Below are 23466 nucleotides of genomic sequence, written 5' to 3'. Positions count from 1 at the left end.
GGTGAACGCATTGTCAAAAACAAATTCCCAGGGATTAAGCGGAAGACAAAAAGCGGCAATTTTGTTGATTACACTGGGGCCGGAAGTTTCGGCCCAAATATTCAAGCATTTGCGCGAAGAGGAAATCGAGCAGCTTACGCTTGAGATCGCCAACGTGCGTAAAGTGGACAGCACGGAGAAAGAAATGATCATGGCGGAGTTTCACCAGATCTGTCTTGCCCAGGAGTATATCACGCAAGGCGGTATTACTTACGCCAAGGAGATTTTGGAGAAGGCGCTGGGCCAATCCAAAGCGATCGATATTATCAATCGCTTGACAGCGACTTTACAGGTAAGACCGTTCGATTTTGCCCGCAAAGCGGATCCGAATCAGATTCTGAACTTTATTCAAAACGAGAACGCGCAAACCATCGCACTCGTGTTGTCATATCTCCAGTTCGAGCAAGCGGCCGTGATCCTCTCCTCCCTTCCGCAGGAGAAACAGGCGGAAGTGGCGAGAAGAATCGCTGTCATGGACAGCACATCGCCGGAAGTAGTCTCCCAGGTGGAGCGGGTGCTGGAACAGAAGCTGTCCGCTACTGTAACTCAGGATTATACGAGCGCCGGCGGTATCGAAGCGATCGTTCAAATTTTGAACGGCGTCGACCGGGGAACGGAAAGAACCATTCTGGATTCGCTGGAAATTCAGGATCCGGAACTGGCGGAAGAGATCAAGAAACGGATGTTTGTGTTCGAAGATATCGTCAACATCGACAACCGTTCCATTCAACGGATCATTCGCGATATCGAAAATGCGGATTTGCAGCTTGCCCTCAAAGTGGCAAGCGAAGAAGTCCGCGAAGCGGTCTTCCGCAATATGTCGAAGCGGATGTCCGATACCTTCAAGGAAGAAATGGAATTTATGGGTCCTGTGCGGCTGCGTGACGTGGAAGAAGCTCAGACCCGTATCGTAGCTACCATCCGCAGATTGGAAGATGCCGGAGAGATTATAATCGCCCGCGGCGGAGGAGATGACATTATTGTCTAATTTGATCAAAGTATCCCAGTACGTGCCGGTAGACATTCTAAAACAGCTCAATTTGGCCAAAACGTATGAGACTTATGAGGAACCGCGATCAGATGATGAATTTCCGGAGGAGGTTCGGGATGAATCCCGATCACTCCAAGACGCAGCTGCCGAAGAAGCCAGGCAACAAATGCTTTCCGATGCCAAGGAATTTGCCGAAAGCCAGGTAAGAGCCGCTTCGGAGCAGGCCGAACAACTTCTGGCGGAAGCCAGGGAGCAAATCGAAGCCTGGTGGAATGAACGAAGAGAGCAGGATGAGCATCTCGTGGAAGCCGTTAAATCCGAAGCGTTCAATGAGGGCTACGAGGAAGGAAAGCAGCAGGCCGAGCAGGCGCTTCAGGCAAAAATCGAGGAAATGATGGCGGAAGCGAGTTCCGTTCTCGAACAAGCTTATCTGGAGAAAGAACGGATTATTCAGGAAGCGGAGCCGTTTCTGGTGGATCTGAGTTGTGCTATAGCCGAGAAAGTGATCGACAAACAACTTGACCTCGAACCGGATTACACGGTTGAACTGATTAAACAGAGCTTGTCCCGTAAGAGGGAGCAGGGAGTTTTGACCCTGTGCGTGGCACCGTCCCAGTTTGCGTTCGTACAGGCGGCGAGGGAAGAACTCAGCCTGGTGATCGACTCTCAGGCCGAATTGCAAATCCTTCCCGATCCGTCGGTACAGGACCGCGGCTGCGTAATCCGTTCTTCTTTCGGAAGTGTGGATGCCAGAATCGATACCCAATTGACGGAGATCAAAAAGGAACTGCTGCGAATTTCACGGCAGACCGAAGAACGGGGAGTGTCGGATGGCGAGCATTGATTCAAGCCGTTATATCGATCATCTTCAGCAATTGGATCCGGTTCGGATTAATGGCAAGGTGACTCAGGTTATTGGCCTGATGGTGGAATCCGAAGGGCCGGATGCCAGCGTCGGCGATGTCTGTTACATTTATCCGAGCAAATCATCCCAGCCGCTGCTGGCGGAGGTCGTCGGTTTTCGCGATAACAAAGTGCTGTTGATGCCGCTTGGAGAATTGACTTCGATCGGTCCGGGCTGCGACGTCGTAGGGACCGGGAAGCCCTTGACCGTTCAGGTGGGCTCGGAGCTGTTGGGCAAAGTCCTGGACGGTTTGGGTCAGCCGCTGGACGGCTCGGTGCTTCCGTCGCGTATGGGGCACTATTCCACGACTAACAAGCCGATGAATCCCTTAAACAGACCTCGCGTGGCCGAGCCGATCAGCATCGGCGTAAGGGCGATCGACGGACTGCTTACGATCGGCAAAGGACAACGGGTCGGTATTTTTGCCGGTTCCGGGGTTGGGAAGAGTACGCTGATGGGCATGATCGCACGCAATACGGCGGCGGACGTCAACGTGATCGCCTTGGTGGGAGAACGCGGACGCGAAGTACTTGACTTTATCGAACGCGACCTCGGCCCGGAAGGGTTGGAGCGCTCGGTAGTCATTGTAGCGACTTCCGACCAGCCCGCCCTGATCCGGATGAAAGGGGCGCTTATCGCTACTACGATCGCGGAATATTTCCGGGACAGAGGCCTTAATGTCATGCTCATGATGGATTCGGTCACCCGGTATGCGATGGCGCTGCGGGAAGTAGGCCTCGCGGTCGGCGAGCCACCGGCGATGCGGGGATATACCCCGTCCGTGTTTGCGGCGCTGCCGAAGCTGATGGAACGGGCAGGAACCGGACCGACCGGTTCGATTACCGCTTTTTATACCGTGCTGGTTGACGGCGACGATATGAATGAACCGATTGCTGACGCAGTCCGGGGGATACTTGACGGACATATCGTGCTGAACCGGAACATTGCGAATAAGGGGCATTTCCCCGCGATCGATATTCTTGCCAGCATCAGCCGCGTAATGAAGGACATCGTCACAGATGAACAGAACGATGCCGCCGAAAATTTAAAGCGTCTGCTCGCGGTTTATAAAGACTCCGAAGATCTCATTAATATCGGTGCTTATCAGCAAGGATCCAATGCCGAAATTGACGAGGCGATCGGCTACATTCAAAGCATTTGGGGCTTTTCCAGACAGAAAGTTAATGAAAAAGTAACGTTGCCCGAAGCACAGGAACAATTAATTTCCGAATTTGCGAGGAGATGACAGGTAAAGGATGAGATTCCGTTACGTCTATCAGAAAGTCGTGGACTTGAAGACCAATGAGAAGACCCAAGCCGAGTGGATGCTTTCGGCGGCGGTCGGCATACTCCAGGCAGAGCAGTATTCTTTGGAACAGCTGCTGGAGGAACGGTCCAGAACATACTTTGCGCTTCAGACCGAGATGGAGAACAAGGCTTCGATGATCAAACTGCAGGAGTTGCAGCGGTATATGGATTATCTCGAGCAAAGCATCAACCGGAAAATGGGGGATGTGCATCGGGCGGAAGTGAATGTGGACAACAAAAAAGTTGTACTCAACGGCAAGATGCTTGACGAAAAAGTATGGCTGAAAGCAAAAGAGAAGGCGAAGGAAAAATATCAGCATGAGATGCTTCTTCGGGAACAAAACGAACTGGATGAGATGGCTACGGTCCGGTTCGCCATGAGAGCCCGTTAAAGGAGTCAGGGCGCTTAGAATGGGTTTGCGAAGGAGGAATGAAAATGGCACGGACAGAACTGGACGAGGAATTGGAGGAGTCGGGAGGAGGCTTCTCCAGGTTTCTATTCTTTATGACCCCGATTTTGTTTACTGTCGTTTTGCTGGCTGTGCTTCTGACGTTGTTCAGTCCAAGTTTCAAGAACACGATGTTAGATATCGGGAACAAAATCCCGTTTATTAACAAGATCATTCCGGATCCGGAATTGACGGAAGCACAAAAGAAAAAGGCGGAGAACAAAGAAGCCGAGGAGAAAAAACAGCAAGAGAGCACAAAAGCTACCTTGGATCAGTTGAAAGAGCAAGTGGCCAAGCAGGAAGCGGAGTTGCAAGAAGCGAACAAGCAGGTTACCGAAAACGACAGCAAAGTAAAAGATCTGGAAGCGCAGCTTGAGGCTGCCCAGCAGAAAGCAACCGATGAGAAAGAGGCTGAGGAACAAGCCGCATATCAGAAAGAAGTCAAAAAGCTGGCGCAGATTTACTCCGAAATGAGCCCGAGCAAAGCGGCTGCGATCTTTGATAAGCTGACGACCGACGAAACGCTGCAGATGTTCAGTGTGATGAGTAATGAGAGCAAGGTAGCCATTTTGGAGAAAATGGACCCGCAAAAAGCAGCCGATATCTCGATCCTGCTTAAGGACGCGAAACCGGCGGAGGATCTGGCAATTGCCGCATTGCAATCCAGACTCAAGAAAGAAGCCGCGGAAGAGACGCCTGCCCAAGCATCAGGGGCAGCATTGGACGAAACCCAGTTGGCTCAAACCTTTGGCTCGATGTCTGCGGAAGCCGCCTCGAAGCTGATCATTCAAACTTACAAGATCAGCCCGGAAAAGGGTTTGAAGATTTTGAAAGCCGTGAATGATACCACCCGCTCCAAAATTTTGGATGCCATGACCAAGGAAGACGAGCAATTGTCGGTGAAAATCGTGAACCAGCTCGTAAGCAAATAATAGAGTGACTTCGAATCCGTTCGAATAAGGGGAAGCACCATCTTTTGTGAAAGGAGGTGAAAAAGAAAATGAGTCAAACACTTTCCAATGTATCGGCCGGATCTGCTGTAGGCGGATTGTGGTACGGTTCAGGCGGTAAGAACGTATCCGGTGAAGGAAATGGAGCATCATTCGATCAAACGCTAATATCCATGCTTACCGGGGGCGTTAAGCCACAGGAAGGACAACTTGCCGCACAATTGGCGCTTTTGGCCGGATTAACGGAAAATGGCGAAGTGCTGAATCCGGAGGGAGAGACTGGCAGTCTCGATGCTATGCTTCAAGGCTTGTTGCAGCAGTTGGACCAGCTGGATGAAGCTCTTACGGAAAATCCCGAACTGCTCGCCATGCTCCAAACCTGGTTACAAAATGTGCACATGTTCCTGCAGAATAATGCAACCGGACAATCGGTTGACGGCGGAACGAGCGAAAGTTTACTTCCGGCACTTGCAGAGCATCCGCAAACAGTACGCTTTGCCGTTCAGGACGCGTTGCTCCAACTTGCCGCATCTTCCAGATCCGGTGCTACCGTTGTCTCCGGCATGGAATCGCTTCAAGCGAATGCATTAATGGAGTCGCTTCAGAGTCTAATGGCGGCGGCAGGCCTGAACAGCGATGCCAAGCCGTTAACAGGTAAACAGGCAGCTCAAGCGTTGAACTGGCAAGGTACGAAGCAGAATGATACCGCATTATCCCTAAACCAAGCCGGACAAGTTGTTCAAGTAAAAGCGGAAGAGGGTCAACCCAACGTTTCGGTGATTGCGAAGACTGACATTGCTGCCGTTAAAGTTACGCCCGTGACGATTTCGCCGGTCCTTTTGACAGGAGAAGATTCCGGAAATACCGCAAACGAGTCTTCCGACAGCGATCATCCGCTGCAATCGGGGAACATCGTGACCGCTGGACAACTCGTCCTTCGTGACAGTGCGGCTACGGCATTAAAATCCGCAGCACCGCAAGTTCCGGTAGAAAAATTCGGCCAGGAAATGAGCCGCTTCTTGATTAGCAAACTTGATATCGTGAAAGCAGGCGGCGTGTCCGAAGCTAGAATTTCCCTTTATCCGGATCATTTGGGCCAGGTTGACGTGAAGATTACGATGCAAAACGGGCACATGGTTGCGCAGTTTATGACCGAGCATGCTTTTGCCAAGGAATCGCTTGAAGCCCAATTGGCGCAGCTAAGATCAGCCTTGCAATCCCAAGGTCTTCAGGTTGGCAAGCTCGAAGTTACGCAGAACACCGCGCTGTCTTCCCATATGTATCAGGATGGACGTCAGCAGGGGAACGGCACGAATCAGCAGCAAAACGGGAAACGCCGTGAGGTGGCTCGCGATGAAGAGTTGCTGGCCATTAATGATTTGAACGACGAATGGAACGAATGGATTTCCGGAGTCAGAGAACGCGAAGCTTCGCTCGGCAGTTCCTTTGTAGCAAGAGCTTAATAGAAGGGAGGATGAACAGTGGCAGATCTTATATCAACCGGAGTGACGTGGCCGAACTATTCAGCGGAGAATGTAGCCAAGGCTAGCAAAAAGGACAATCAGCTCGGTAAAGACGATTTTTTGAAGCTGATGATGGCCCAGATGCAATATCAGGATCCGTTGTCTCCCATGGACAATAAAGAAATGGTTGCGCAAATGGCACAATTTACTTCTGTCGAACAACTGGTTAATATCTCGGATCAACTTAAAGCAATGAGCCAATCCCTGGGGAACAGCTCGGGACTCATCGGTAAAGTGGTGAGTTGGGTTGCTGAGACGAAGACCGGTAATTATGACATCAGTACAGGAAAGCCTGAAGTAATTCAAACCGTGGAAAGCGGTTTGGTCGATTCCATTATCGTGCGCAGCGGTCTTCATTATGTGAAGGTCGGCGATAAAGAGATCGATATTTCCAAGATTGAGCAGGTGGAGAACGCTCCTGAGCCGGAGCCGGAACCGGAACAACCTGTTGAAGACGGCAACTCGTCAGATTCGGGATTGGGAGCTGATGCACAGTGAACGATCCAATCCGTATCGGAAGCTTATACCCCGGACGCATTCAGCCTAATGCTTTATCGCAAACCAGGAATATAAAAACCGCGGATGCGCAAAGCAACTCGTTTAAAGACTTGCTTGAAAACAGACTTTTGCACTTCAGCAATCATGCTGTGAAGCGGTTGGAGCAACGAGGAATCGAACTAAAGCCGGAGCAATTAAACCAGATTGAATCGGCGATCGATAGTGCAGCCGCCAAAGGAGCCAAAGATTCGCTCATCTTGATGAAGGATATGGCCCTGATCGTCAATGTGAACAACCGTACGGTTGTGACGGCGATGGACGGCAACAGCATGAAAGACAATGTATTCACCCAGATTGATAGCGCCGTAATTATTTCTTAAGACAGATGGCTGGCCCGGATTCGGAAAGCCTTCGAGCGCCGCTGATCGACTGAGGCGGCTAAACTGATACTATTCCAGGGAGGAATGTAAGAAATGTTAAGATCCATGTATTCGGGCGTTTCCGGCATGCGCGGGTTTCAAACGAAACTCGACGTCATCGGTAACAATATTGCTAACGTAAACACAGTGGGTTTCAAATCCGGCCGCGTGATGTTCAAGGATATCATGAGCCAGACGGTTTCCGGCGTTACGGCTCCGGCAGATGGCGAAAGCGGGGGGATCAATGCGAAACAAATCGGTCTCGGCGTATCCATCGGCTCGATCGATACCCTGCATACGGGCGGAAGCGCCATGACGACCAACAATCCGCTCGATTTGCGGATCGACGGCGACGGCTTTTTCCTGGTCAAGCTGTCGGCCGATCAAGAAGTTGCTTTCCTGACTCGTGCCGGTGACTTCCACTTGGATGCCGCCCGCCAACTCGTTACTTCCGACGGTTTGCTCGTTTGCGACGCAGGCGGGGATCCGCTCGAGCCGATCGGGGAAGACGTTACAGCGTTCTCCATCGCTGCGGATGGAACGATTATTCAGAAAATGAACACAGGCGACACGGAGCCCGGAGGACAAATTGGCGTAACCAAAGTCTCCAACCCTGAGGGCTTGGAGAAAATCGGCGGCAATTTGTACCGCATGACCCTGAACGCGAACGCTGAGGGCGAACTCGTTGCGACGACGGCTAACAATGCCGAAGACGGAACCGGAGCGATCGTTTCCGGTCAGCTGGAAATGTCCAATGTCGATCTGACCGGGGAATTTACCGAGATGATCGTTGCCCAGCGCGGATTTCAGGCGAACTCCCGTATAATTACTACCTCGGATGAAGTGCTCCAGGAAGTTGTTAACCTGAAGCGTTAAGATGAAGGATAGCGGGGGAGGATGACCTTCTTCCCCCGTTCTATTTGGGAGGGGAAACATGATTTCTGTAACAAAACTGAACGGTTCTCAAATGTGGCTTAACGCGATAATGATTGAAACCGTGGAAGAAACGCCCGATACATACGTAACCCTGGTTACCGGAAAACGTATTATCGTGCTGGAGAAGGCGGCCGAAGTGATCGCGATGATTAAGGATTACTACAGCGAGATCGGTATCCATGCAGCAACTATTAAAGTGCAACAAACGGAGGAATTGTCATGAAAAAGATGGCACCATGGCTGATTACTATTATGCTTTCCATTACGCTGATCGTATTGGCCGCCTTCCTGCTGATTAATCAAATGAAGGCCCCTTCCGGAGGCGGCGAGGTACAAGCTGCCGTGAATAGCGAAGCGGTAATGAAACATTTGACAGCGGATGAAATAGTTAAAGTTACTTCGACGATCGATGACATCAAGACGAACTTGTCCGATCCGAACTATGTCGTCGTAATGAACTTCGCCTTCCAGCTTGATAAAGAGACTTCGAAGGAAGCTTTTGATAAAATCAAGGACTTCAAAGTGAAGCCGATTATTATCAAGACGCTGGCCGATACGAAGCCGGAAGATTTGACGGGAGCCAAGGGTAAAGACAACCTGAGTTCCAAATTGACCAACCTGATCAACAAGACACTGCCGGAAGGAAAATTGATGCAAATCGATATCACATACTTTGTTATGACAACTATTTAGAACATATCGATCTAGACTTTCTTTCAAGGGGGTGAATTGTTTGGTAGATGTATTATCGCAAAATGAGATAGATGCCTTGCTGGCGGCGCTCTCTTCGGGTGAAATGGATGCCGAGGAACTAAAGAAAGAAGAGACGCAGAAAAAGATCCGGGCTTATGACTTTAAGCGAGCGGTACGGTTTTCCAAAGACCATATCCGTAGTTTGACCCGGATTCACGAGAATTTCGCCCGGTTTCTTACGACTTACTTTTCGGCGCAGCTTCGGACATTTGTGCAAATTAATGTGGTTCAGGTCGAACAACTTCCTTACGATGAATTCATCCGGTCCATTCCGAAGATGACGATTCTCAACATCTTCGAGGCGGAGCCTCTGGAAGGCAGAATGGTGCTCGAAGTGCACCCCAATGTGGCCTTCGCCATGCTGGACAGGCTGCTTGGAGGAATAGGCACAGCTCCTTCCAAAATCGGTTCTTTGACTGAAATCGAGACGATTATTATGGAACGCATTTTCAGCAGAGCCTTCGAAAGCCTTCAGGAAGCTTGGAAAACCGTTATCGACATTAATCCGCGGATGGAAGGGTTGGAGACTAATCCCCAATTTATGCAGATTGTTTCGCCTAACGAAACGATTGCGCTCATCTCATTGAGCACAAAAATCGGGGACACGTCGGGGATGATCAACCTGTGTATTCCGCACGTCGTAATTGAGCCGATCATGCCGAAACTGTCGGTTCACCATTGGTTCGTATCCCAGAAAAAATCCCGCGTACCCGAAGAAGTTGACGCTCTACGGCTCCGCGTAAATAAAGCTAAGCTGCCGATCGTTGCCGAACTTGGAGAGTCACAAATTACTGTACAGGAGTTCTTGGAGCTCTCCGTAGGCGATGTTATTTCCCTGAACAAACCCGTACAAGAGGGCTTGTCCATCCGGGTTGGCGACCGGTTGAAGTATATCGGAAGCCCAGGTACGCTGAAAGATCGCGTCGCCGTTCAAATTGATGAAATTGTCAGCGAAGGAGTTGAGGAACTTGACGAGTAAAGATTATTTGTCCCAGGAAGAAATAGATGCCCTACTGAAACAAACGAGCATGGACTCGGCTCCCGAACCCACGGTTTCCGATTATTTGTCACCGCTGGAGCAGGACGCTCTGGGCGAAATCGGGAACATCACATTTGGAAGTGCGGCTACGGCATTATCGACCCTGCTTAGCAAAAAGGTGGATATTACTACACCGAAAGTTTCCATTATCACACGTTCCCAGTTCGAATCCGAATTTCCAAAGCCTCATGTCGCCATTCATGTTCAGTATGTCGACGGTTTTGAAGGGGTCAATTCACTTGTAATCAAGACCCGGGATGCTCAGGTCATTGCCGATCTGATGCTGGGTGGAGAAGGAAATCCGTCCGACGAAGAATTAAACGAGATTCATATCAGCGCCGTTCAGGAAGCGATGAATCAAATGATGGGTTCTTCGGCGACATCGATGTCGACGATCTTTAACCGGTTCGTGAATATTTCGCCGCCGGGGATCGATATTTTGAACATGACGAACGGAAGCGGAGTAACGAGTCTGCCTCCTGACGAAATTTTGATCAAAATTTCGTTCCGGCTGACGATCGGGGATTTGATCGATTCGACAATTATGCAATTGTTGACCGTCAAATTCGCCAAAGAAATGGTCGACAGTCTGATCAACGGTTCGTCTTCCGAGCCGACGGCCCGGGAAGAAGCGGCGGCCGCTGCAGCTCCTGCCGCATTTTATGAGCCTCCTGCACCGGCGTACGAAGCGCCTGCACCTGCTTATCAGCAGCCGCCAATGGCCGCTCATCAAGCTCCGCCGGCTATGCAGCCGCCTATGGGAGCGCCAATGCAACAGCCTCCGGGGTACTATTATCCGCCTCAAGAACGGCCTTACAGCGAGCCGCAGCATTATGGCAGCATGCCTGGTCGGGGGGTAAATGTTCAGCCGGTGCAGTTTGCGAATTTGGGGAATCCTGCTTTCGGGCAAGCCGACGCAAATAATTTAAACTTATTGATGGACATTCCCCTTAAAGTCACCGTAGAATTAGGAAGGACCCAAAAACAGATTAAGGATATCCTCGAGATGTCACAAGGTTCGATCATCGAGTTGGACAAGCTTGCCGGTGAACCGGTGGACATATTGGTGAACAACAAATTGATCGCAAAAGGTGAAGTCGTTGTCATCGATGAAAACTTTGGTGTACGCGTAACGGATATTGTTAGCCAGTGGGACCGCATTCAAAAATTACAATAGTAGAAGTTTAGGGAGGATTTTTAATCAATGGCAAACCGAATTCTAATCGTAGACGATGCAGCTTTTATGAGAATGATGATCCGCGATATTTTAACGAAAAATGGGTTCGAGGTTGTCGGTGAAGCGCAAGACGGATCGCAAGCGATTGAGAAATTCAAAGAATTGCATCCGGATCTCATCACCATGGACATCACGATGCCTGAAATGGACGGAATCGCGGCTTTGAAAGAAATCAAGAAAATGGATCCGAACGCTAAAGTCATTATGTGTTCCGCGATGGGACAACAAGCGATGGTTATAGATGCTATTCAAGCCGGCGCGAAGGACTTCATCGTAAAACCGTTCCAGTCCGACCGGGTTATTGAAGCAATCAACAAAACGCTTGGATTGTAGGCCAAGCTCATGACCTTATCACTTGAGGACACACCCGACGAGTTATATAACGGGGATGTCAACCTTTGGGGTAACCTGGTTACGGTCATCTTCGTATTGGCTATAATTATTGTTCTGATTATTCTATTAATTCGTTTCTTAGGGAAAAAGAATAGAGTTCTATCCCAAAGTCGCTCGATCCGGACGATGGGGGCAGTCGGCCTTGGGCCGAACAAGTCGCTCCAGGTGATCGAAATCGGTAACAACATCTACCTTGTCGGGGTGGGTGAAAATATCACCTTGGTCGATAAGATTTCCGATCCGGAAGAAGTGGTTCTTTTGCAGCAAACTTTTGAACAAGAGGGGACGGAGTTTGCCGGGTTTGCTACGGCTCTATCTGGTCTCGTCTCCCGTTTCCGCAAAGAAACTCCGGGAGAAGCGGAGGAACTGGAAGGAAAGTCCTTTCACGAGGTGTTTCATTCCCAGTTGAACAAAATGCCTAACCGCAAGCGCCAGATGGAGGAACTGCTTAAGGATCAGGAAGAACAATCTACAGATCGGTTGAGGGATTCATGAAGAAAAAAGTACTGATCATAACATTATTGCTTACTTTATGGAGCGCTTTGGCGGTTTCCATGGCTTCCGCTGAACCTGTGGATCCGATCCCGAATATCGGGATTCAGATCGGGGGAGATACGGGCACAGGCGGGGGCACGAGCTCGCTTTCCTTAATTCTGCTAATTACGGTATTAAGTATAGCGCCAGCTATTCTCGTGCTCATGACCAGTTTTACCCGTATCGTTATCGTTCTCGGTTTCGTACGCAGTTCACTTGGGACTGCTACGTCGCCTCCCAATCAGGTGCTGATCGGTTTGGCTCTTTTTCTGACGCTGTTTGTCATGAGCCCGACGCTCTCGACAATAAATGAGGTAGCTCTACAGCCGTATATCAAAGGGGAGATTACCCAGACGGAAGCGTTGAACAAAGCGGCTGTACCGATGAAGAAGTTCATGTATTCGCATACGCGTCCGAAAGACTTGCAATTGTTCATGAGCTATACCAAAACGGAAAAGCCGAAAAGCTATGAAGAGATTCCGATTACGGTGATGGTTCCGGCGTTTGCTATCAGTGAACTCAAGACCGCGTTTCAAATGGGATTTATGATTTTCATTCCATTTTTGATTATCGACATCGTCGTTTCCAGCGTACTAATGGCCATGGGGATGATGATGCTGCCTCCGGTCATGATTTCACTGCCGTTCAAGATTCTGCTCTTCGTGCTGGTAGACGGGTGGTATTTGATCGTCAAATCGCTGTTAGTCAGCTTTAGTACTTGATGATTGCATCGGATAGAAGATCAGGAAGTGTTACTTTTATTTTGCGCAAAGAGGGGGAAGACGGTTATGAGTTCGGAATTCATTATCGGTTTGGCCGGACAAGCCGTTTATACCGTTTTAAAGGTTAGCGCCCCGATGCTGGTGATCGGTCTGGCTGTAGGTCTGATCGTGAGTATCTTTCAAGCTACTACCCAGATCCAAGAACAGACGCTGGCCTTTGTTCCAAAAATCGTTGCCGTGCTGCTGGCTTTATTGATGTTCGGGCCGTGGATTCTATCGACACTCGTTGATTTCACCTACGGTATTTTAAACAATCTATCTAATTATATCGGTTAGGCCGACGCAATTATGGAGATCATACTGCACGGAATTTCAGTCTTTATGTTAATTTTTTGTCGAATGACGGCGTTTTTTGTTGTGGCGCCCGTTTTTTCTTCTCGCGGTGTCCCTACTAGTTTCAAAATCGGGATGTCCGCCATGGTCGCGTTATTGATTCTGATGATTCAAGGGATCAATCAGCCAGTGCCCCAAGATCTCGGTTACGTCTTGCTGATAATTCGAGAGGTATTGATCGGGCTGTTGATGGGATATGTGGCTTATCTGATCTTTTCCGCTATTTTGACTGCCGGATCTTTTATCGACATTCAAATCGGATTCGGTATGGCAAACGTGCTCGATCCGATGACCGGTGCTTCCGCTCCGGTACTTGGTAACTTTAAGTATATTATCGCTACACTGGTCTTCTTAAGCATTAATGGACATCATTATTTGCTGGATGCGGTGATTCGCAGTTACAACTGGATGCCTCTATCAAATGACGTATTTCAAAGAATCTATCAGGGAAGCGTATCGGAGTTTCTGGTCAGAACATTCAGCCAGTCGTTTACGCTAGCCTTCCAAATGGCTGCACCGCTGGTCGTAGCGTTGTTTTTGACAGACGTTGCGCTTGGCTTTCTGGCCCGAACGGCACCCCAGTTTAACGTGTTCGTCATTGGCATTCCCTTGAAGATCATTGTGGGGCTGGTAGTGCTGCTCCTTCTGGTTCCGGGCTTCATCGTTGCTTTCGAACATCTCTTTGAAGTCATGTTTCAAGCGCTGCACAATTTATTCGGTACGCTTGGAAACCGGCCGACGTAGGGGAGGGGTGATCGCTGATGACGTATCGGTTTGAACTGGATTTACAGTTGTTTTCCGGAGAAAAGACGGAGAAAGCGACGCCCAAGAAACGTCAGGATGCAAGAAAGAAAGGCCAGGTTGCCAAGAGCCAGGACATATCGGGATCGGTCATTTTGCTTTCTTCCTTTCTATGCCTGATTGCCTTCGGCGGCTATATTAAAGAGCGACTGGTCTCTCTGTTCAGCGACGTTTTTTTCCACAGGCTGACGATGAATGTAACTCAAGAAAATGTAATGTTAATGTTGGGGGATTATGCGGTAGAGATTCTAATGTTGCTTGCCCCGATATTCCTGGTCATCGTCGTGATGGCGGTGATCGCCAACTACGCACAAGTCGGTTTTTTGCTGACCGGCGATCCGCTCAAATTGAAGTTCAGCAAGCTGGATCCGATCAAAGGGTTTAAAAAAATATTTTCGATGCATGCGCTCGTGGAGTTTTTTAAATCCCTGCTAAAGCTGACCATTATCGGTTATCTCGTTTATACGACCATATGGGACGCAAGAAGCCATATCGCCAAGCTTGGCCAAATCCCGGTGGAAGAGGCGTTTCGCTTTACTTCAGAAGTCACGATGAATCTGGGAATAAAGATTGCAGCCGCATTGTTGGTATTAGCGGTTCTGGATTACATCTATCAGAAATACGAGCATGAAAAAAGTCTTAAAATGTCGAAGCAGGATATCAAAGACGAGTATAAAAAAATGGAAGGCGACCCGATCATCAAGGGCAAAATCCGGGAAAGACAGCGGCGCATGGCGCTGCAGCGGATGATGCAGGAGGTGCCGAAGGCGGACGTGATCATCACTAACCCGACGCACTTTGCCGTAGCCTTGAAATATGACGGATCGCAGATGGATGCTCCGCAGGTCGTGGCTAAAGGCCAGGATTTTCTCGCTCTCCGCATCAAGGAGATCGCCAAGGAGCACGGCGTTGTCACCATCGAAAACAAGCCGCTGGCAAGGGCATTGTTTCAGAGAGCGGAGATCGGGGATATGATCCCCGGCGATCTGTTCCAGGCCGTTGCCGAAGTATTGGCTTATGTATACAGGTTGCAAGGAAAGGTGAAATAAAGTTCGGGATCGGAGGAAGAACCGGTGAAGAAGTTCAAAGATATATTCGTCCTAGTCGGCGTTATCGGTATTGTTCTATTAATGATTGTCCCGATCCCGACTTTGCTGCTGGATTTTCTTCTCATCATTAATATATCGATAGCTTTAATGATTTTGCTGGTGGCGATGAACACCAAGGAAGCATTGCAATTCAATATTTTTCCAGCCCTGCTGCTCATTACAACGTTATTCCGATTGGCGCTAAACGTATCAACCACCAAGCTGATTCTGGGACAGGCCGAAGCCGGCGACGTTGTCGCCACTTTTGGTTCATGGGTATCCCAAGGGGAGCCCGTTGTCGGTTTTGTCGTCTTCCTGATTCTGGTGGTCGTGCAGTTTATCGTTATCACCAAAGGTTCGGAACGCGTTGCCGAAGTGGCAGCCCGTTTTACCCTCGACGCGATGCCGGGGAAACAGATGAGTATCGATGCGGATCTCAACGCAGGCCTGATCAATGAACAGCAGGCGCGGGAACGCCGGAACAAAATCGAGAAAGAAGCCGATTTCTACGGGTCGATGGACGGGGCGAGTAAATTCGTTAAGGGCGATGCCATCGCCAGTATTATTCTCCTCCTGATTAACCTGATCGGCGGATTTATTATCGGGATGTCCATTCACGGCATGCCGTTCGGAGAGGCGTTATCAACTTACTCGATCCTGACGATCGGGGACGGTCTGGTTAGCCAGATTCCGGCGTTGCTGATTTCAACGGCTTCGGGCCTTATCGTTACCCGGGCTTCTTCCGAAGGAAACCTGGCCGACGACATTACGGGACAGCTGTTCTCCTATCCTAAATTGATCTATATCGTTGCGGGAACGATCGGCATGCTTGGACTGTTCACTCCGATCGGTCCGTGGACGACCCTTCCTTTTGCCGGATTGCTCATTTTTGCGGGGAGAAGAATGCAAAAAAATATGAATCTCCAACAAATCCAGCAGGAGATGCAGGAAGAGGAACAGCAGATCGAAGAGGTTCGCAGCCCCGAGAGCGTTATCAACTTGCTGCAAGTCGATCCGATCGAGTTCGAGTTCGGGTATGGGCTTATCCCGCTTGCAGATACGGGCCAGGGCGGCGACTTGCTTGACCGGATCATCATGATCCGGCGCCAGTGCGCTTTGGAAATGGGGCTTGTCGTTCCGGTTATCCGGATTCGCGACAATATTCAACTAAAACCGAATGAATATGTCATCAAAATTAAAGGAAATGTCGTCGGCGGTGGTGAATTATTACTTAATCACTATTTGGCGATGAGTCCCGGGATGGATGACGATTCGATATCGGGTATTGAGACCCAGGAACCGGCTTTCGGACTTCCGGCACTTTGGATCGATGAATCTACCAAGGATCGCGCAGAGCTGTCGGGTTATACGGTCGTTGATCCACCGTCGGTCGTTGCTACGCATCTTACGGAATTGATCAAGAAGCATGCGCATGAGCTCTTGGGCCGTCAAGAGACGAAGTCGTTGATCGACAATCTCAAAGAGAACTATGCCGTATTGGTGGACGAGTTGATTCCTTCATTGCTCTCGGTTGGGGATGTTCAGAAAGTGCTGGCAAAGCTGCTTCGTGAAAAAATCTCGATCCGCGACATGGTGACGATTTTCGAAACGCTGGCGGATTATGCGTCCTACACGAAGGATCCGGATGTATTGACGGAATATGTCAGACAGTCGCTTTCCCGGCAAATCACGCAGCAATACACTCAACAAGGTGAAACGATGCGTGTCATAACGGTAGGACCTACGCTGGAGAAGAAAATTGCGGACAGCGTTCAGCAGAGTGAACAAGGCAGTTATTTGGCGCTGGATCCGATGTCTACCCAAAGTCTTTTCCAAAAGCTTTCGGAGCAGATCAACCGTCTTTTGCAGTCGGGTCAGCAGCCGATCGTTTTGACTTCACCTACGATCCGGATGTATTTACGCCAGATAATTGAAAGAAGTATGCAGGATATTCCGGTATTGTCTTATAGTGAGCTTGAACCTAATGTGGAAATTCAGAGTGTCGGAGTGGTGAACATATGAGAGTAAAGCGTTATATCGTCGACACGATGCCGGATGCCATGTCCAAAATACGCAGCGAACTCGGAGCGGATGCCGTCATTTTAAGCACCAAAGAGCTGAAGGTTGGCGGATTTATGGGCTTGTTCGGCAAAAAGAAAATCGAGGTTATCGCAGCTTCGGAAGGTAGTGAGTCACCTTCAGCCAAGCCGAAGCCTCAACCGATTCGAACCGCAGCAGCACCGATTGCAAGAGCGGCGGTTCCGGATGCTTACCGGAAATCTTCGCAACTGGCGGCCGCCTCATCGGGGGCGGATCCCGGTCAAGCAGGTATTCAACCTACCGTAACGGCAACCGCTCAAACCTCACGCAATCCATTGCCGGAGGCGGGACTTCAGGAACGCCCTGTGAAGCAAGAGAAGGAGACTCCGAAGGTACAGATACCTGTGCGGGTGCCGACTGCGGAACTTGACTACACCGCTTCTGCAAAAGGACAACCTGATCTGGTCAGAGAAGAGACGGCAGCCAGCAGATGGGACGAAGCGTTGCGCCAGGCCGATTTGAACCAGAAAATTTCTCCCGCCCCCGCCGCTTCAACGGTTACCAAGGAAGCCGATTATATGAGGCTGAAAGAAGAAAGGCTTCTGGAGGAACTCCGGGAGATGAAATCCTGGATCGGACAATTGGCCAGGCAACAGCATGAGAACCGGGAACTGCCTGACCCGCTCCCGGCGATCAAGAACCGGCTGGAAAGCCAGGAGCTATCGCCCGTCCTGATTGAGCAATGGATCGACGCCGCATACAGTCACTGGATGGATTCCGGTAAATCGTTAACGGAGGAAGAACTGAATTCGCTCATCAGATCGGAAGCGGCTTCTTTCCTGCAAGAACGCGTCGGGGATGGAATTCGCAATAACACCAGAATCGTGTATATTGCAGGACCTACCGGAGTGGGCAAAACGACGACCATTGCAAAATTGGCGGCTGACCAAATATTCCGGGGACACAAAAAGGTAGGTTTTATAACCGCGGATACGTACCGAATTTCGGCAATCGAGCAGCTTCGTACCTATTCTTCGATTTTGAACGTGCCTCTTGAAGTCGTACAGTCTCCCGGGGATGTCCAGAGAGCGATGCAGCGGCTTTCCCACTGCGATCTGATCTTGATGGACACGGCGGGGCGGAACTATTTGAATGAAATTCATGTTGCCGAGCTGCACAGTCTGTTAGCTACTTCGGAGCAAAGCGAAACCTATCTGGTACTCAGCCTCACGTCCAAAAGTCAAGACATGAAGAAGATTACGGAACATTTCAGCCGGTACGGGTTGGACAAAGTGATTTTCACGAAACTGGACGAGACGGAAAGCGTTGGCCCTATGTACAATTTGATTCACGAATATCCATTGAGGGTTTCTTATATTGCCAATGGACAAAACGTACCTGACGATCTACTTTCGGCAGACCGCGAATTACTGCTTGATCTGATCTTAGGAGCCAAGGGCTCATGAACGACCAGGCACATGCACTTAGGCAACTGGTATCGGCAAGGGATTCCGACGAGCAACCATCAGGCAAAAAACGTGCAGCCCGGATTATTACCGTGAGTAGCGGCAAGGGCGGGGTAGGGAAATCCAATTTCACTCTGAATTTTGCTCTTGCTTTAAAAGCACTCGGTCGTAAAGTACTCATTTTCGACGCTGATATCGGGATGGCCAACATTGACGTATTGATGGGAGTTCGACCGAAATACAGTTTGTATCATTTGTTAAAAGGAGAACGCGACATTCTCGAGATTATCGAGCTCGGTACAGGTGGGCTTCCTTTCATAGCAGGCGGCTCGGGTATGGCGGATTTATTCAGTTTGTCGGAAAGTGATCTGAATTATTTTACTTCTCAAATTGAGCAAATTTCGGAAGAGATGGACTTCATCATTTTTGATACCGGGGCGGGTCTATCGAAAGAAACGTTGAAATTCATTACCGCTGCCGATGAATGCCTGGTCGTTACGACACCGGAACCGACTTCGATTACGGATGCATACGCGCTGATCAAAGTGGTACACGGCCTGGAAATGGATGTTTCGTTCCGGCTAGTAATAAACCGGGTTTCCGGTGAAAGCGAAGCCAGGCAGGTGGCGGATAAAATCTCCCTGGTCGCGAAACAGTTTTTGGACATTAATATTCCTACACTGGGGTACTTGAGCGATGATGCTCATGTCATGCAAGCGGTAAAAAGACAGATTCCGTTTTCAGCTGCTTTCCCCGGATGTGCAGCGGCACGAGACGTACAGCGTTTGGCTATGAAGTATATGGATGTTCCACAAGTTAGGTCAAATGATACTTTGTCAGGAATCAAAGGATTTATGCATAAATGGCTTAAACGCGCAAAATGATTCTGTATAAAGGAACAGGAGTGGAACGAAATATGCCTTATCGGGTGATGGTGGTTGACGATTCGGCGTTTATGCGGAAAATTGTATCCGATCTTATCGAACAGGACCCGGAGTTTCAGGTGAACGGGACGGCAAAAAACGGACGCGAAGCGATCGAATTGATTGAGTTGTTCGCTCCGGACCTGGTGACGATGGATGTAGAAATGCCGGAAATGAACGGGCTTGAGGCATTAAAACACATTATGGAACGGCATCCTTTGCCGGTGATCATGCTTTCCGGTATTAATGAGCAGGGAATGCGCGAAACGATCATGGCGCTTGAACTCGGAGCATTTGATTTTATCCGCAAACCCTCGGCATCAACCAGCTCGCATGATATCGAACAGGTCGGACGGGAGCTTCGCGAACAAATCCGGGTTGCGATGTTGGCTAAAGAGCGAAGGGCAGCAAGGAATGCGGCACTGCAGTCCAAGGCACCGGAGCGGCTACCGCCGGCTCCCCGGAAACCTGCGGCTTCAAGCTCCGCAAAACCAGTTAACTCGCAGGCTGAAACGAAATCACGCAAGACACTGGAGCCGCCTATGGATCGGAGCTCCGTAGCGGAGCGTACAAAACGCAATCCGCTGGACAAGGAGATTCCGGACCTGCGCAAGACTATCGAACGTTCTGCCGCAGGCAAGCCGACCGTGGCGGAGGCAAAGCCGGAGGAATCGCGAAAACGAGATAAGGAAGCAGCGGATCGGATGGCACCTTCTAAGGCGCGTAGCGTGAATGATGCATCGCGGGTGGAAAGACCGGTTAAGCGGCTGGACGAACCGCCGGCCCGGCAGGCTGCGGAACTGGAACATGCTGCCCGGGATCGGGAGAGACGTCATTCAAAGGCGGGCCGGATGGATTTTACCGATCTGGTCGCCATCGGTACCTCGACCGGTGGTCCCAAAGCGCTAAAGGCCGTCCTGGAAAAACTCCCTGCCGATTTTCCGGCCCCGATCGTCATCGTGCAGCATATGCCGCCTAATTTCACGAAGTCGCTTGCCCAGCGGTTAAACAGCTTGAGCGAATTAACCGTAGTGGAGGCCGAAGAAGGAATGAGGCTGCAGGCGGGTACGGCTTACGTAGCTCACGGCGGATATCATTTAAACGTCATCAGTGATGCGGACGGCGGCTTTAAATTGTCATTAACGGACGATGATCCGCGAAATGGGCACAGGCCGTCCGTGGACGTTTTGTACGATTCGCTTCTGCCCTTGGTATCGCTGAAGAGGCACGTCGTTCTTTTAACCGGAATGGGCAGCGACGGAGCAAAAAGTATGAAACGGTTGTACGATGCCGGTGTGACATCGACGATTGCGGAAAGTGAAGAAACCTGCGTGGTATACGGAATGCCCCGTTCAGCGATCGAATTGGGCTGCGTGAGTCAAACATTACCGCTGCACGAAATTGGTTACAGGCTTGCTCAAGTTGTGAAATAAACGGAATCTCTTGAAGGAGGTGCCTCACCATGGACATGAACCAATATTTATCCATGTTTATCGATGAGTCGAACGATCACTTACAATCATTAAACGAAAATATGCTGGAATTAGAGAACCGTCCTGACGATCTCGGGATTGTGCAGGTGATTTTCCGGTCCGCCCATACGCTGAAAGGCATGGCCGCCACGATGGGTTATGAGGATTTGTCTTCCCTGACGCATCAAATGGAAAACGTGCTGGACCTGGTGCGTAACGAAAAACTGAAGATGCAGGATTTTATTTTTGACACCTTGTTTCAAAGTCTCGACGCACTGCAATCCATGGTTCAGGATATTACCCAAGGCGGGGACGGGAAAGAGGACGTAAGTGCGATTGTATCTTCTCTACAAGCGATCGTCCGCGGAGACATGGCACCTTCCGGACAAGGTACCGGCAGTAAAGCTTCAGATAAGGCTGCCGCAGGAAGCGGCGCGGCAATTCAATTGGATGAATATCAGTACTCCGTACTTGAACAATCGATTGCCGAAGGGCACAAAGTCATGTACATTGATGTGGCTATCCGCGAAGATTGTCAATTAAAAGCGGCCCGGGCATATCTGGTGTTCGATCTCCTGGAGCGCTATGGTGAAGTTGTTAAATCCTATCCTTCCGTACAAGAAATTGAACAGGAACAATTCGATCGCAGCTTCTCTCTCTATTACATAACTCAAAAAGAGGCTGCCGAGCTTCAAGCCATGATCATGAACCTTTCGGAAATCGATTCCGCCCATGTAGCGCTTCTGGATGATGAAACGCTGGGCCAGTTGAACGCAGGGGTCAAAGAAACCGCAGCAACTTCGGCAGTTGCGGAGCCAACTGCCAAGGATGCCGGAAAACCGGCCGCAAGCAAGCCGGCTAAAGCGGAAGAAGGCAAAGGAAACGCCCGTCCTTCCGGCGGCGCCGCTCCTTCCAGAACCATCCGGGTCGATATCGATCGCCTTGACGTGTTGATGAATCTATTCAGCGAGCTGCTGATTGACCGTTCCCGGTTGGAGCAGCTGGCGTACGAAGTTAAGCGCTCCGACTTGACCGAAACGGTGGAACATATGAGCCGGGTCAGCAGCGATTTGCAAAATATTGTTTTGAAGCTGCGGATGGTTCAAATCGATTCCGTCTTTAACCGGTTTCCGCGAATGGTCCGGGATCTTGCCAAATCGCTCGATAAAAAAATCGATCTGGTTATCGTAGGGGCCGAAACTGAACTGGACCGTACGGTCATCGACGAAATCGGCGATCCTTTGGTTCACTTGCTGCGGAACGCGGTGGATCATGGCGTGGAGTCGGGGGCCCAGCGTATTGCCGCCGGCAAACCTGAGACCGGTACGGTTCAACTGCGTGCGTTCCACAGCGGCAACCACGTGTTCATTGAGATTGAGGATGACGGATACGGTATCGACCGTGATAAGGTGCTCAGTAAAGCGCTGAAGAACGGGGTAGTAAGCGAAAGTGAAGCGGCTTCGCTTACGGACGAGCAAGTATATATGCTTCTGTTTGCACCGGGTTTCAGTACGGCGGAAGTTATCTCCGACATCTCCGGACGCGGCGTTGGCCTTGACGTCGTGAGATCCAAGATTGAATCCCTGAGCGGGGTCGTGTCGGTGGAATCCAAGCTTGGCAAGGGAACGAAGTTCTCCGTTCAGCTTCCATTGACACTGTCGATCATTTCGGCGATGTTGATCAAAGTCGGATCGGAAAAGTACGCGATCCCATTGTCATCCATCGTGGAAACAGGACTTATCAAACGGGATCAAATCCGCAAAGTGCACGGCTACACGATGATTTCTTACCGGGATTCCCATATTCCGTTGATGTCATTGGCCGAGCTGTTTGACGTCAAAGACTTCGATGAGAAGGCTGAGGACGAAACGGAAATCGTCGTCGTTCGTAAGGGAGACCGGCTTGCGGCACTGACCGTTGAAGACTTTATCGGACAAAACGAAATCGTGATCAAAAATCTGGGTAAATATTTGCCGGCAATTCAAGGTGTAGCCGGAGCTACCATTTTAGGGGATGGGCAAGTCGCTCTAATTATAGATCCTAATGCTTTCATTAAATAAGACAGCTATTCAACCCGGAAGCCATGCATGGGCCGGGACCAATAAGGAGGGATCTCCATGGGAGAGGAAATTAAAGTCATCGTTTTCAAATTGGGTCAAGAAGAATATGGGATCGAAGTGGACAAGGTACAAACGATCGAACGCATGATGCCGATTACCCGTGTGCCCAAGACATTCTCATTTGTCAAAGGCGTCATCAATTTGCGGGGCGTAGTAATTCCGGTCATTGATTTGCGCGGTCGTTTTGGTTTGCCTGAAGCGGAACACACCGACCAAACCCGGATTATCATCGTGGCGGCCAATGAGCTGGAGGTAGGCTTTATCGTTGATTCCGCAAATGACGTTATTGATCTGAATTCGGATAACATCGACTCTCCTCCAGATGTAGTGGGCGGCGTCAAAGCAAAATATCTCCATGGCGTGGCGCGCTTGTCCGAAGAACGTCTTCTTGTCATGCTGAATTTGTCGGAAGTATTGAACCGCAGCGAAATTATTCAATTGGAAAGTTTAGAGGGATAAACGGTGGAT

General features: G+C 50.0%; 25 protein-coding genes. All 25 read left to right on the top strand.

Annotation, left to right across the window (positions count from 1 at the left end; translation table 11 throughout):
• Positions 1-10: 10 nt before the first annotated feature.
• Positions 11-1027 carry a flagellar motor switch protein FliG gene (fliG, locus tag ACLB09_RS07920; RefSeq protein WP_410769259.1) on the top strand — a complete coding sequence of 339 codons (1017 nt, stop codon included), beginning with the start codon at positions 11-13 and terminating at the stop codon, positions 1025-1027.
• On the top strand, positions 1020-1874 hold the full coding sequence (locus ACLB09_RS07915; RefSeq protein ID WP_410769258.1) for a FliH/SctL family protein: 855 nt from the start codon (positions 1020-1022) through the stop codon (positions 1872-1874). The genes fliG and ACLB09_RS07915 overlap by 8 nt, the downstream gene beginning before the upstream one ends.
• The gene (gene fliI, locus ACLB09_RS07910) at positions 1861-3180 is read left to right on the top strand and encodes a flagellar protein export ATPase FliI (RefSeq protein WP_410769257.1); all 1320 of its coding nucleotides are present in this window, start codon (positions 1861-1863) and stop codon (positions 3178-3180) included. Before ACLB09_RS07915 ends, fliI begins: the two co-directional genes overlap by 14 nt.
• Positions 3181-3190: 10 nt before the next feature.
• Complete coding sequence (gene fliJ / locus ACLB09_RS07905) at positions 3191-3634, top strand: flagellar export protein FliJ (protein ID WP_410769256.1); 444 nt, start codon at positions 3191-3193, stop codon at positions 3632-3634.
• A 44-nt stretch (positions 3635-3678) separates the two neighbouring features.
• On the top strand, positions 3679-4623 hold the full coding sequence (locus tag ACLB09_RS07900) for a MotE family protein (protein WP_410769255.1): 945 nt from the start codon (positions 3679-3681) through the stop codon (positions 4621-4623).
• Between the two features lie 68 nt (positions 4624-4691).
• Positions 4692-6104, top strand: coding sequence for a flagellar hook-length control protein FliK (locus tag ACLB09_RS07895; RefSeq protein ID WP_410769254.1), 1413 nt, complete (start codon positions 4692-4694; stop codon positions 6102-6104).
• 18 nt (positions 6105-6122) lie between these two features.
• Positions 6123-6662 (top strand): flagellar hook assembly protein FlgD, encoded by a 540-nt coding sequence (locus ACLB09_RS07890; RefSeq protein ID WP_410769253.1) that lies wholly within the window; start codon positions 6123-6125, stop codon positions 6660-6662.
• Entirely contained in the window at positions 6659-7042 is a 384-nt protein-coding gene (locus ACLB09_RS07885; RefSeq protein ID WP_410769252.1) for a TIGR02530 family flagellar biosynthesis protein, read from the top strand. Before ACLB09_RS07890 ends, ACLB09_RS07885 begins: the two co-directional genes overlap by 4 nt.
• 93 nt (positions 7043-7135) lie before the next feature.
• On the top strand, positions 7136-7957 hold the full coding sequence (flgG, locus tag ACLB09_RS07880) for a flagellar basal body rod protein FlgG (RefSeq protein ID WP_410769251.1): 822 nt from the start codon (positions 7136-7138) through the stop codon (positions 7955-7957).
• 58 nt (positions 7958-8015) lie between these two features.
• Complete coding sequence (locus ACLB09_RS07875) at positions 8016-8240, top strand: flagellar FlbD family protein (protein WP_410769250.1); 225 nt, start codon at positions 8016-8018, stop codon at positions 8238-8240.
• Positions 8237-8710, top strand: coding sequence for a flagellar basal body-associated FliL family protein (locus ACLB09_RS07870; protein WP_410769249.1), 474 nt, complete (start codon positions 8237-8239; stop codon positions 8708-8710). The genes ACLB09_RS07875 and ACLB09_RS07870 overlap by 4 nt, the downstream gene beginning before the upstream one ends.
• Positions 8711-8750: 40 nt before the next feature.
• Entirely contained in the window at positions 8751-9749 is a 999-nt protein-coding gene (gene fliM, locus ACLB09_RS07865) for a flagellar motor switch protein FliM (RefSeq protein WP_410769248.1), read from the top strand.
• A complete protein-coding gene (gene fliY / locus ACLB09_RS07860) occupies positions 9739-10986 on the top strand; it encodes a flagellar motor switch phosphatase FliY (RefSeq protein WP_410769247.1) in 1248 nt (415 codons plus the stop codon). Before fliM ends, fliY begins: the two co-directional genes overlap by 11 nt.
• Before the next feature lie 27 nt (positions 10987-11013).
• Positions 11014-11379, top strand: coding sequence for a response regulator (locus ACLB09_RS07855; RefSeq protein ID WP_410769246.1), 366 nt, complete (start codon positions 11014-11016; stop codon positions 11377-11379).
• Between the two features lie 9 nt (positions 11380-11388).
• The gene (locus ACLB09_RS07850) at positions 11389-11934 is read left to right on the top strand and encodes a flagellar biosynthetic protein FliO (RefSeq protein ID WP_410769245.1); all 546 of its coding nucleotides are present in this window, start codon (positions 11389-11391) and stop codon (positions 11932-11934) included.
• Positions 11931-12695, top strand: coding sequence for a flagellar type III secretion system pore protein FliP (gene fliP / locus ACLB09_RS07845; protein WP_410769244.1), 765 nt, complete (start codon positions 11931-11933; stop codon positions 12693-12695). Before ACLB09_RS07850 ends, fliP begins: the two co-directional genes overlap by 4 nt.
• A 66-nt stretch (positions 12696-12761) precedes the next feature.
• The gene (gene fliQ / locus ACLB09_RS07840; RefSeq protein WP_410769243.1) at positions 12762-13031 is read left to right on the top strand and encodes a flagellar biosynthesis protein FliQ; all 270 of its coding nucleotides are present in this window, start codon (positions 12762-12764) and stop codon (positions 13029-13031) included.
• A gap of 12 nt (positions 13032-13043) precedes the next feature.
• Positions 13044-13832 carry a flagellar biosynthetic protein FliR gene (fliR, locus tag ACLB09_RS07835; protein ID WP_410769242.1) on the top strand — a complete coding sequence of 263 codons (789 nt, stop codon included), beginning with the start codon at positions 13044-13046 and terminating at the stop codon, positions 13830-13832.
• A gap of 17 nt (positions 13833-13849) precedes the next feature.
• Entirely contained in the window at positions 13850-14938 is a 1089-nt protein-coding gene (gene flhB, locus ACLB09_RS07830) for a flagellar biosynthesis protein FlhB (protein ID WP_410769241.1), read from the top strand.
• A 24-nt stretch (positions 14939-14962) separates the two neighbouring features.
• Complete coding sequence (gene flhA, locus ACLB09_RS07825) at positions 14963-16999, top strand: flagellar biosynthesis protein FlhA (RefSeq protein WP_410769240.1); 2037 nt, start codon at positions 14963-14965, stop codon at positions 16997-16999.
• Positions 16996-18483: a flagellar biosynthesis protein FlhF gene (gene flhF / locus ACLB09_RS07820; RefSeq protein ID WP_410769239.1), complete on the top strand. Its 1488-nt coding sequence runs from the start codon at positions 16996-16998 to the stop codon at positions 18481-18483. The genes flhA and flhF overlap by 4 nt, the downstream gene beginning before the upstream one ends.
• Positions 18480-19367, top strand: a complete 888-nt coding sequence (locus tag ACLB09_RS07815) for a MinD/ParA family protein (RefSeq protein WP_410769238.1) — start codon at positions 18480-18482, stop codon at positions 19365-19367. The genes flhF and ACLB09_RS07815 overlap by 4 nt, the downstream gene beginning before the upstream one ends.
• Before the next feature lie 32 nt (positions 19368-19399).
• On the top strand, positions 19400-20839 hold the full coding sequence (locus tag ACLB09_RS07810; protein ID WP_410769237.1) for a chemotaxis protein CheB: 1440 nt from the start codon (positions 19400-19402) through the stop codon (positions 20837-20839).
• Between the two features lie 29 nt (positions 20840-20868).
• A complete protein-coding gene (locus ACLB09_RS07805) occupies positions 20869-22938 on the top strand; it encodes a chemotaxis protein CheW (RefSeq protein ID WP_410769236.1) in 2070 nt (689 codons plus the stop codon).
• Positions 22939-22995: 57 nt separating this feature from the next.
• Positions 22996-23457 carry a chemotaxis protein CheW gene (locus ACLB09_RS07800; RefSeq protein ID WP_410769235.1) on the top strand — a complete coding sequence of 154 codons (462 nt, stop codon included), beginning with the start codon at positions 22996-22998 and terminating at the stop codon, positions 23455-23457.
• The last annotated feature ends 9 nt before the right edge of the window (positions 23458-23466 follow it).

The organism is Fontibacillus forbon (assembly GCF_046559655.1).
GTDB lineage: Bacteria > Bacillota > Bacilli > Paenibacillales > Paenibacillaceae > Fontibacillus.
The sequence above is the reverse complement of the archived record's forward strand: the minus strand, read 5'-3'. Positions and strand labels throughout refer to the sequence as shown.

Coding starts and splice junctions, on each gene's coding strand:
- fliI (WP_410769257.1), top strand. CDS start 1,861: ATGGCGAGCATTGATTCAAGCCGTTATATCGATCATCTTCAGCAATTG.
- fliJ (WP_410769256.1), top strand. CDS start 3,191: ATGAGATTCCGTTACGTCTATCAGAAAGTCGTGGACTTGAAGACCAAT.
- ACLB09_RS07900 (WP_410769255.1), top strand. CDS start 3,679: ATGGCACGGACAGAACTGGACGAGGAATTGGAGGAGTCGGGAGGAGGC.
- ACLB09_RS07895 (WP_410769254.1), top strand. CDS start 4,692: ATGAGTCAAACACTTTCCAATGTATCGGCCGGATCTGCTGTAGGCGGA.
- flgG (WP_410769251.1), top strand. CDS start 7,136: ATGTTAAGATCCATGTATTCGGGCGTTTCCGGCATGCGCGGGTTTCAA.
- ACLB09_RS07875 (WP_410769250.1), top strand. CDS start 8,016: ATGATTTCTGTAACAAAACTGAACGGTTCTCAAATGTGGCTTAACGCG.
- ACLB09_RS07870 (WP_410769249.1), top strand. CDS start 8,237: ATGAAAAAGATGGCACCATGGCTGATTACTATTATGCTTTCCATTACG.
- ACLB09_RS07855 (WP_410769246.1), top strand. CDS start 11,014: ATGGCAAACCGAATTCTAATCGTAGACGATGCAGCTTTTATGAGAATG.
- ACLB09_RS07850 (WP_410769245.1), top strand. CDS start 11,389: ATGACCTTATCACTTGAGGACACACCCGACGAGTTATATAACGGGGAT.
- fliP (WP_410769244.1), top strand. CDS start 11,931: ATGAAGAAAAAAGTACTGATCATAACATTATTGCTTACTTTATGGAGC.
- fliQ (WP_410769243.1), top strand. CDS start 12,762: ATGAGTTCGGAATTCATTATCGGTTTGGCCGGACAAGCCGTTTATACC.
- fliR (WP_410769242.1), top strand. CDS start 13,044: ATGGAGATCATACTGCACGGAATTTCAGTCTTTATGTTAATTTTTTGT.
- flhB (WP_410769241.1), top strand. CDS start 13,850: ATGACGTATCGGTTTGAACTGGATTTACAGTTGTTTTCCGGAGAAAAG.
- flhF (WP_410769239.1), top strand. CDS start 16,996: ATGAGAGTAAAGCGTTATATCGTCGACACGATGCCGGATGCCATGTCC.
- ACLB09_RS07815 (WP_410769238.1), top strand. CDS start 18,480: ATGAACGACCAGGCACATGCACTTAGGCAACTGGTATCGGCAAGGGAT.
- ACLB09_RS07810 (WP_410769237.1), top strand. CDS start 19,400: ATGCCTTATCGGGTGATGGTGGTTGACGATTCGGCGTTTATGCGGAAA.
- ACLB09_RS07805 (WP_410769236.1), top strand. CDS start 20,869: ATGGACATGAACCAATATTTATCCATGTTTATCGATGAGTCGAACGAT.
- ACLB09_RS07800 (WP_410769235.1), top strand. CDS start 22,996: ATGGGAGAGGAAATTAAAGTCATCGTTTTCAAATTGGGTCAAGAAGAA.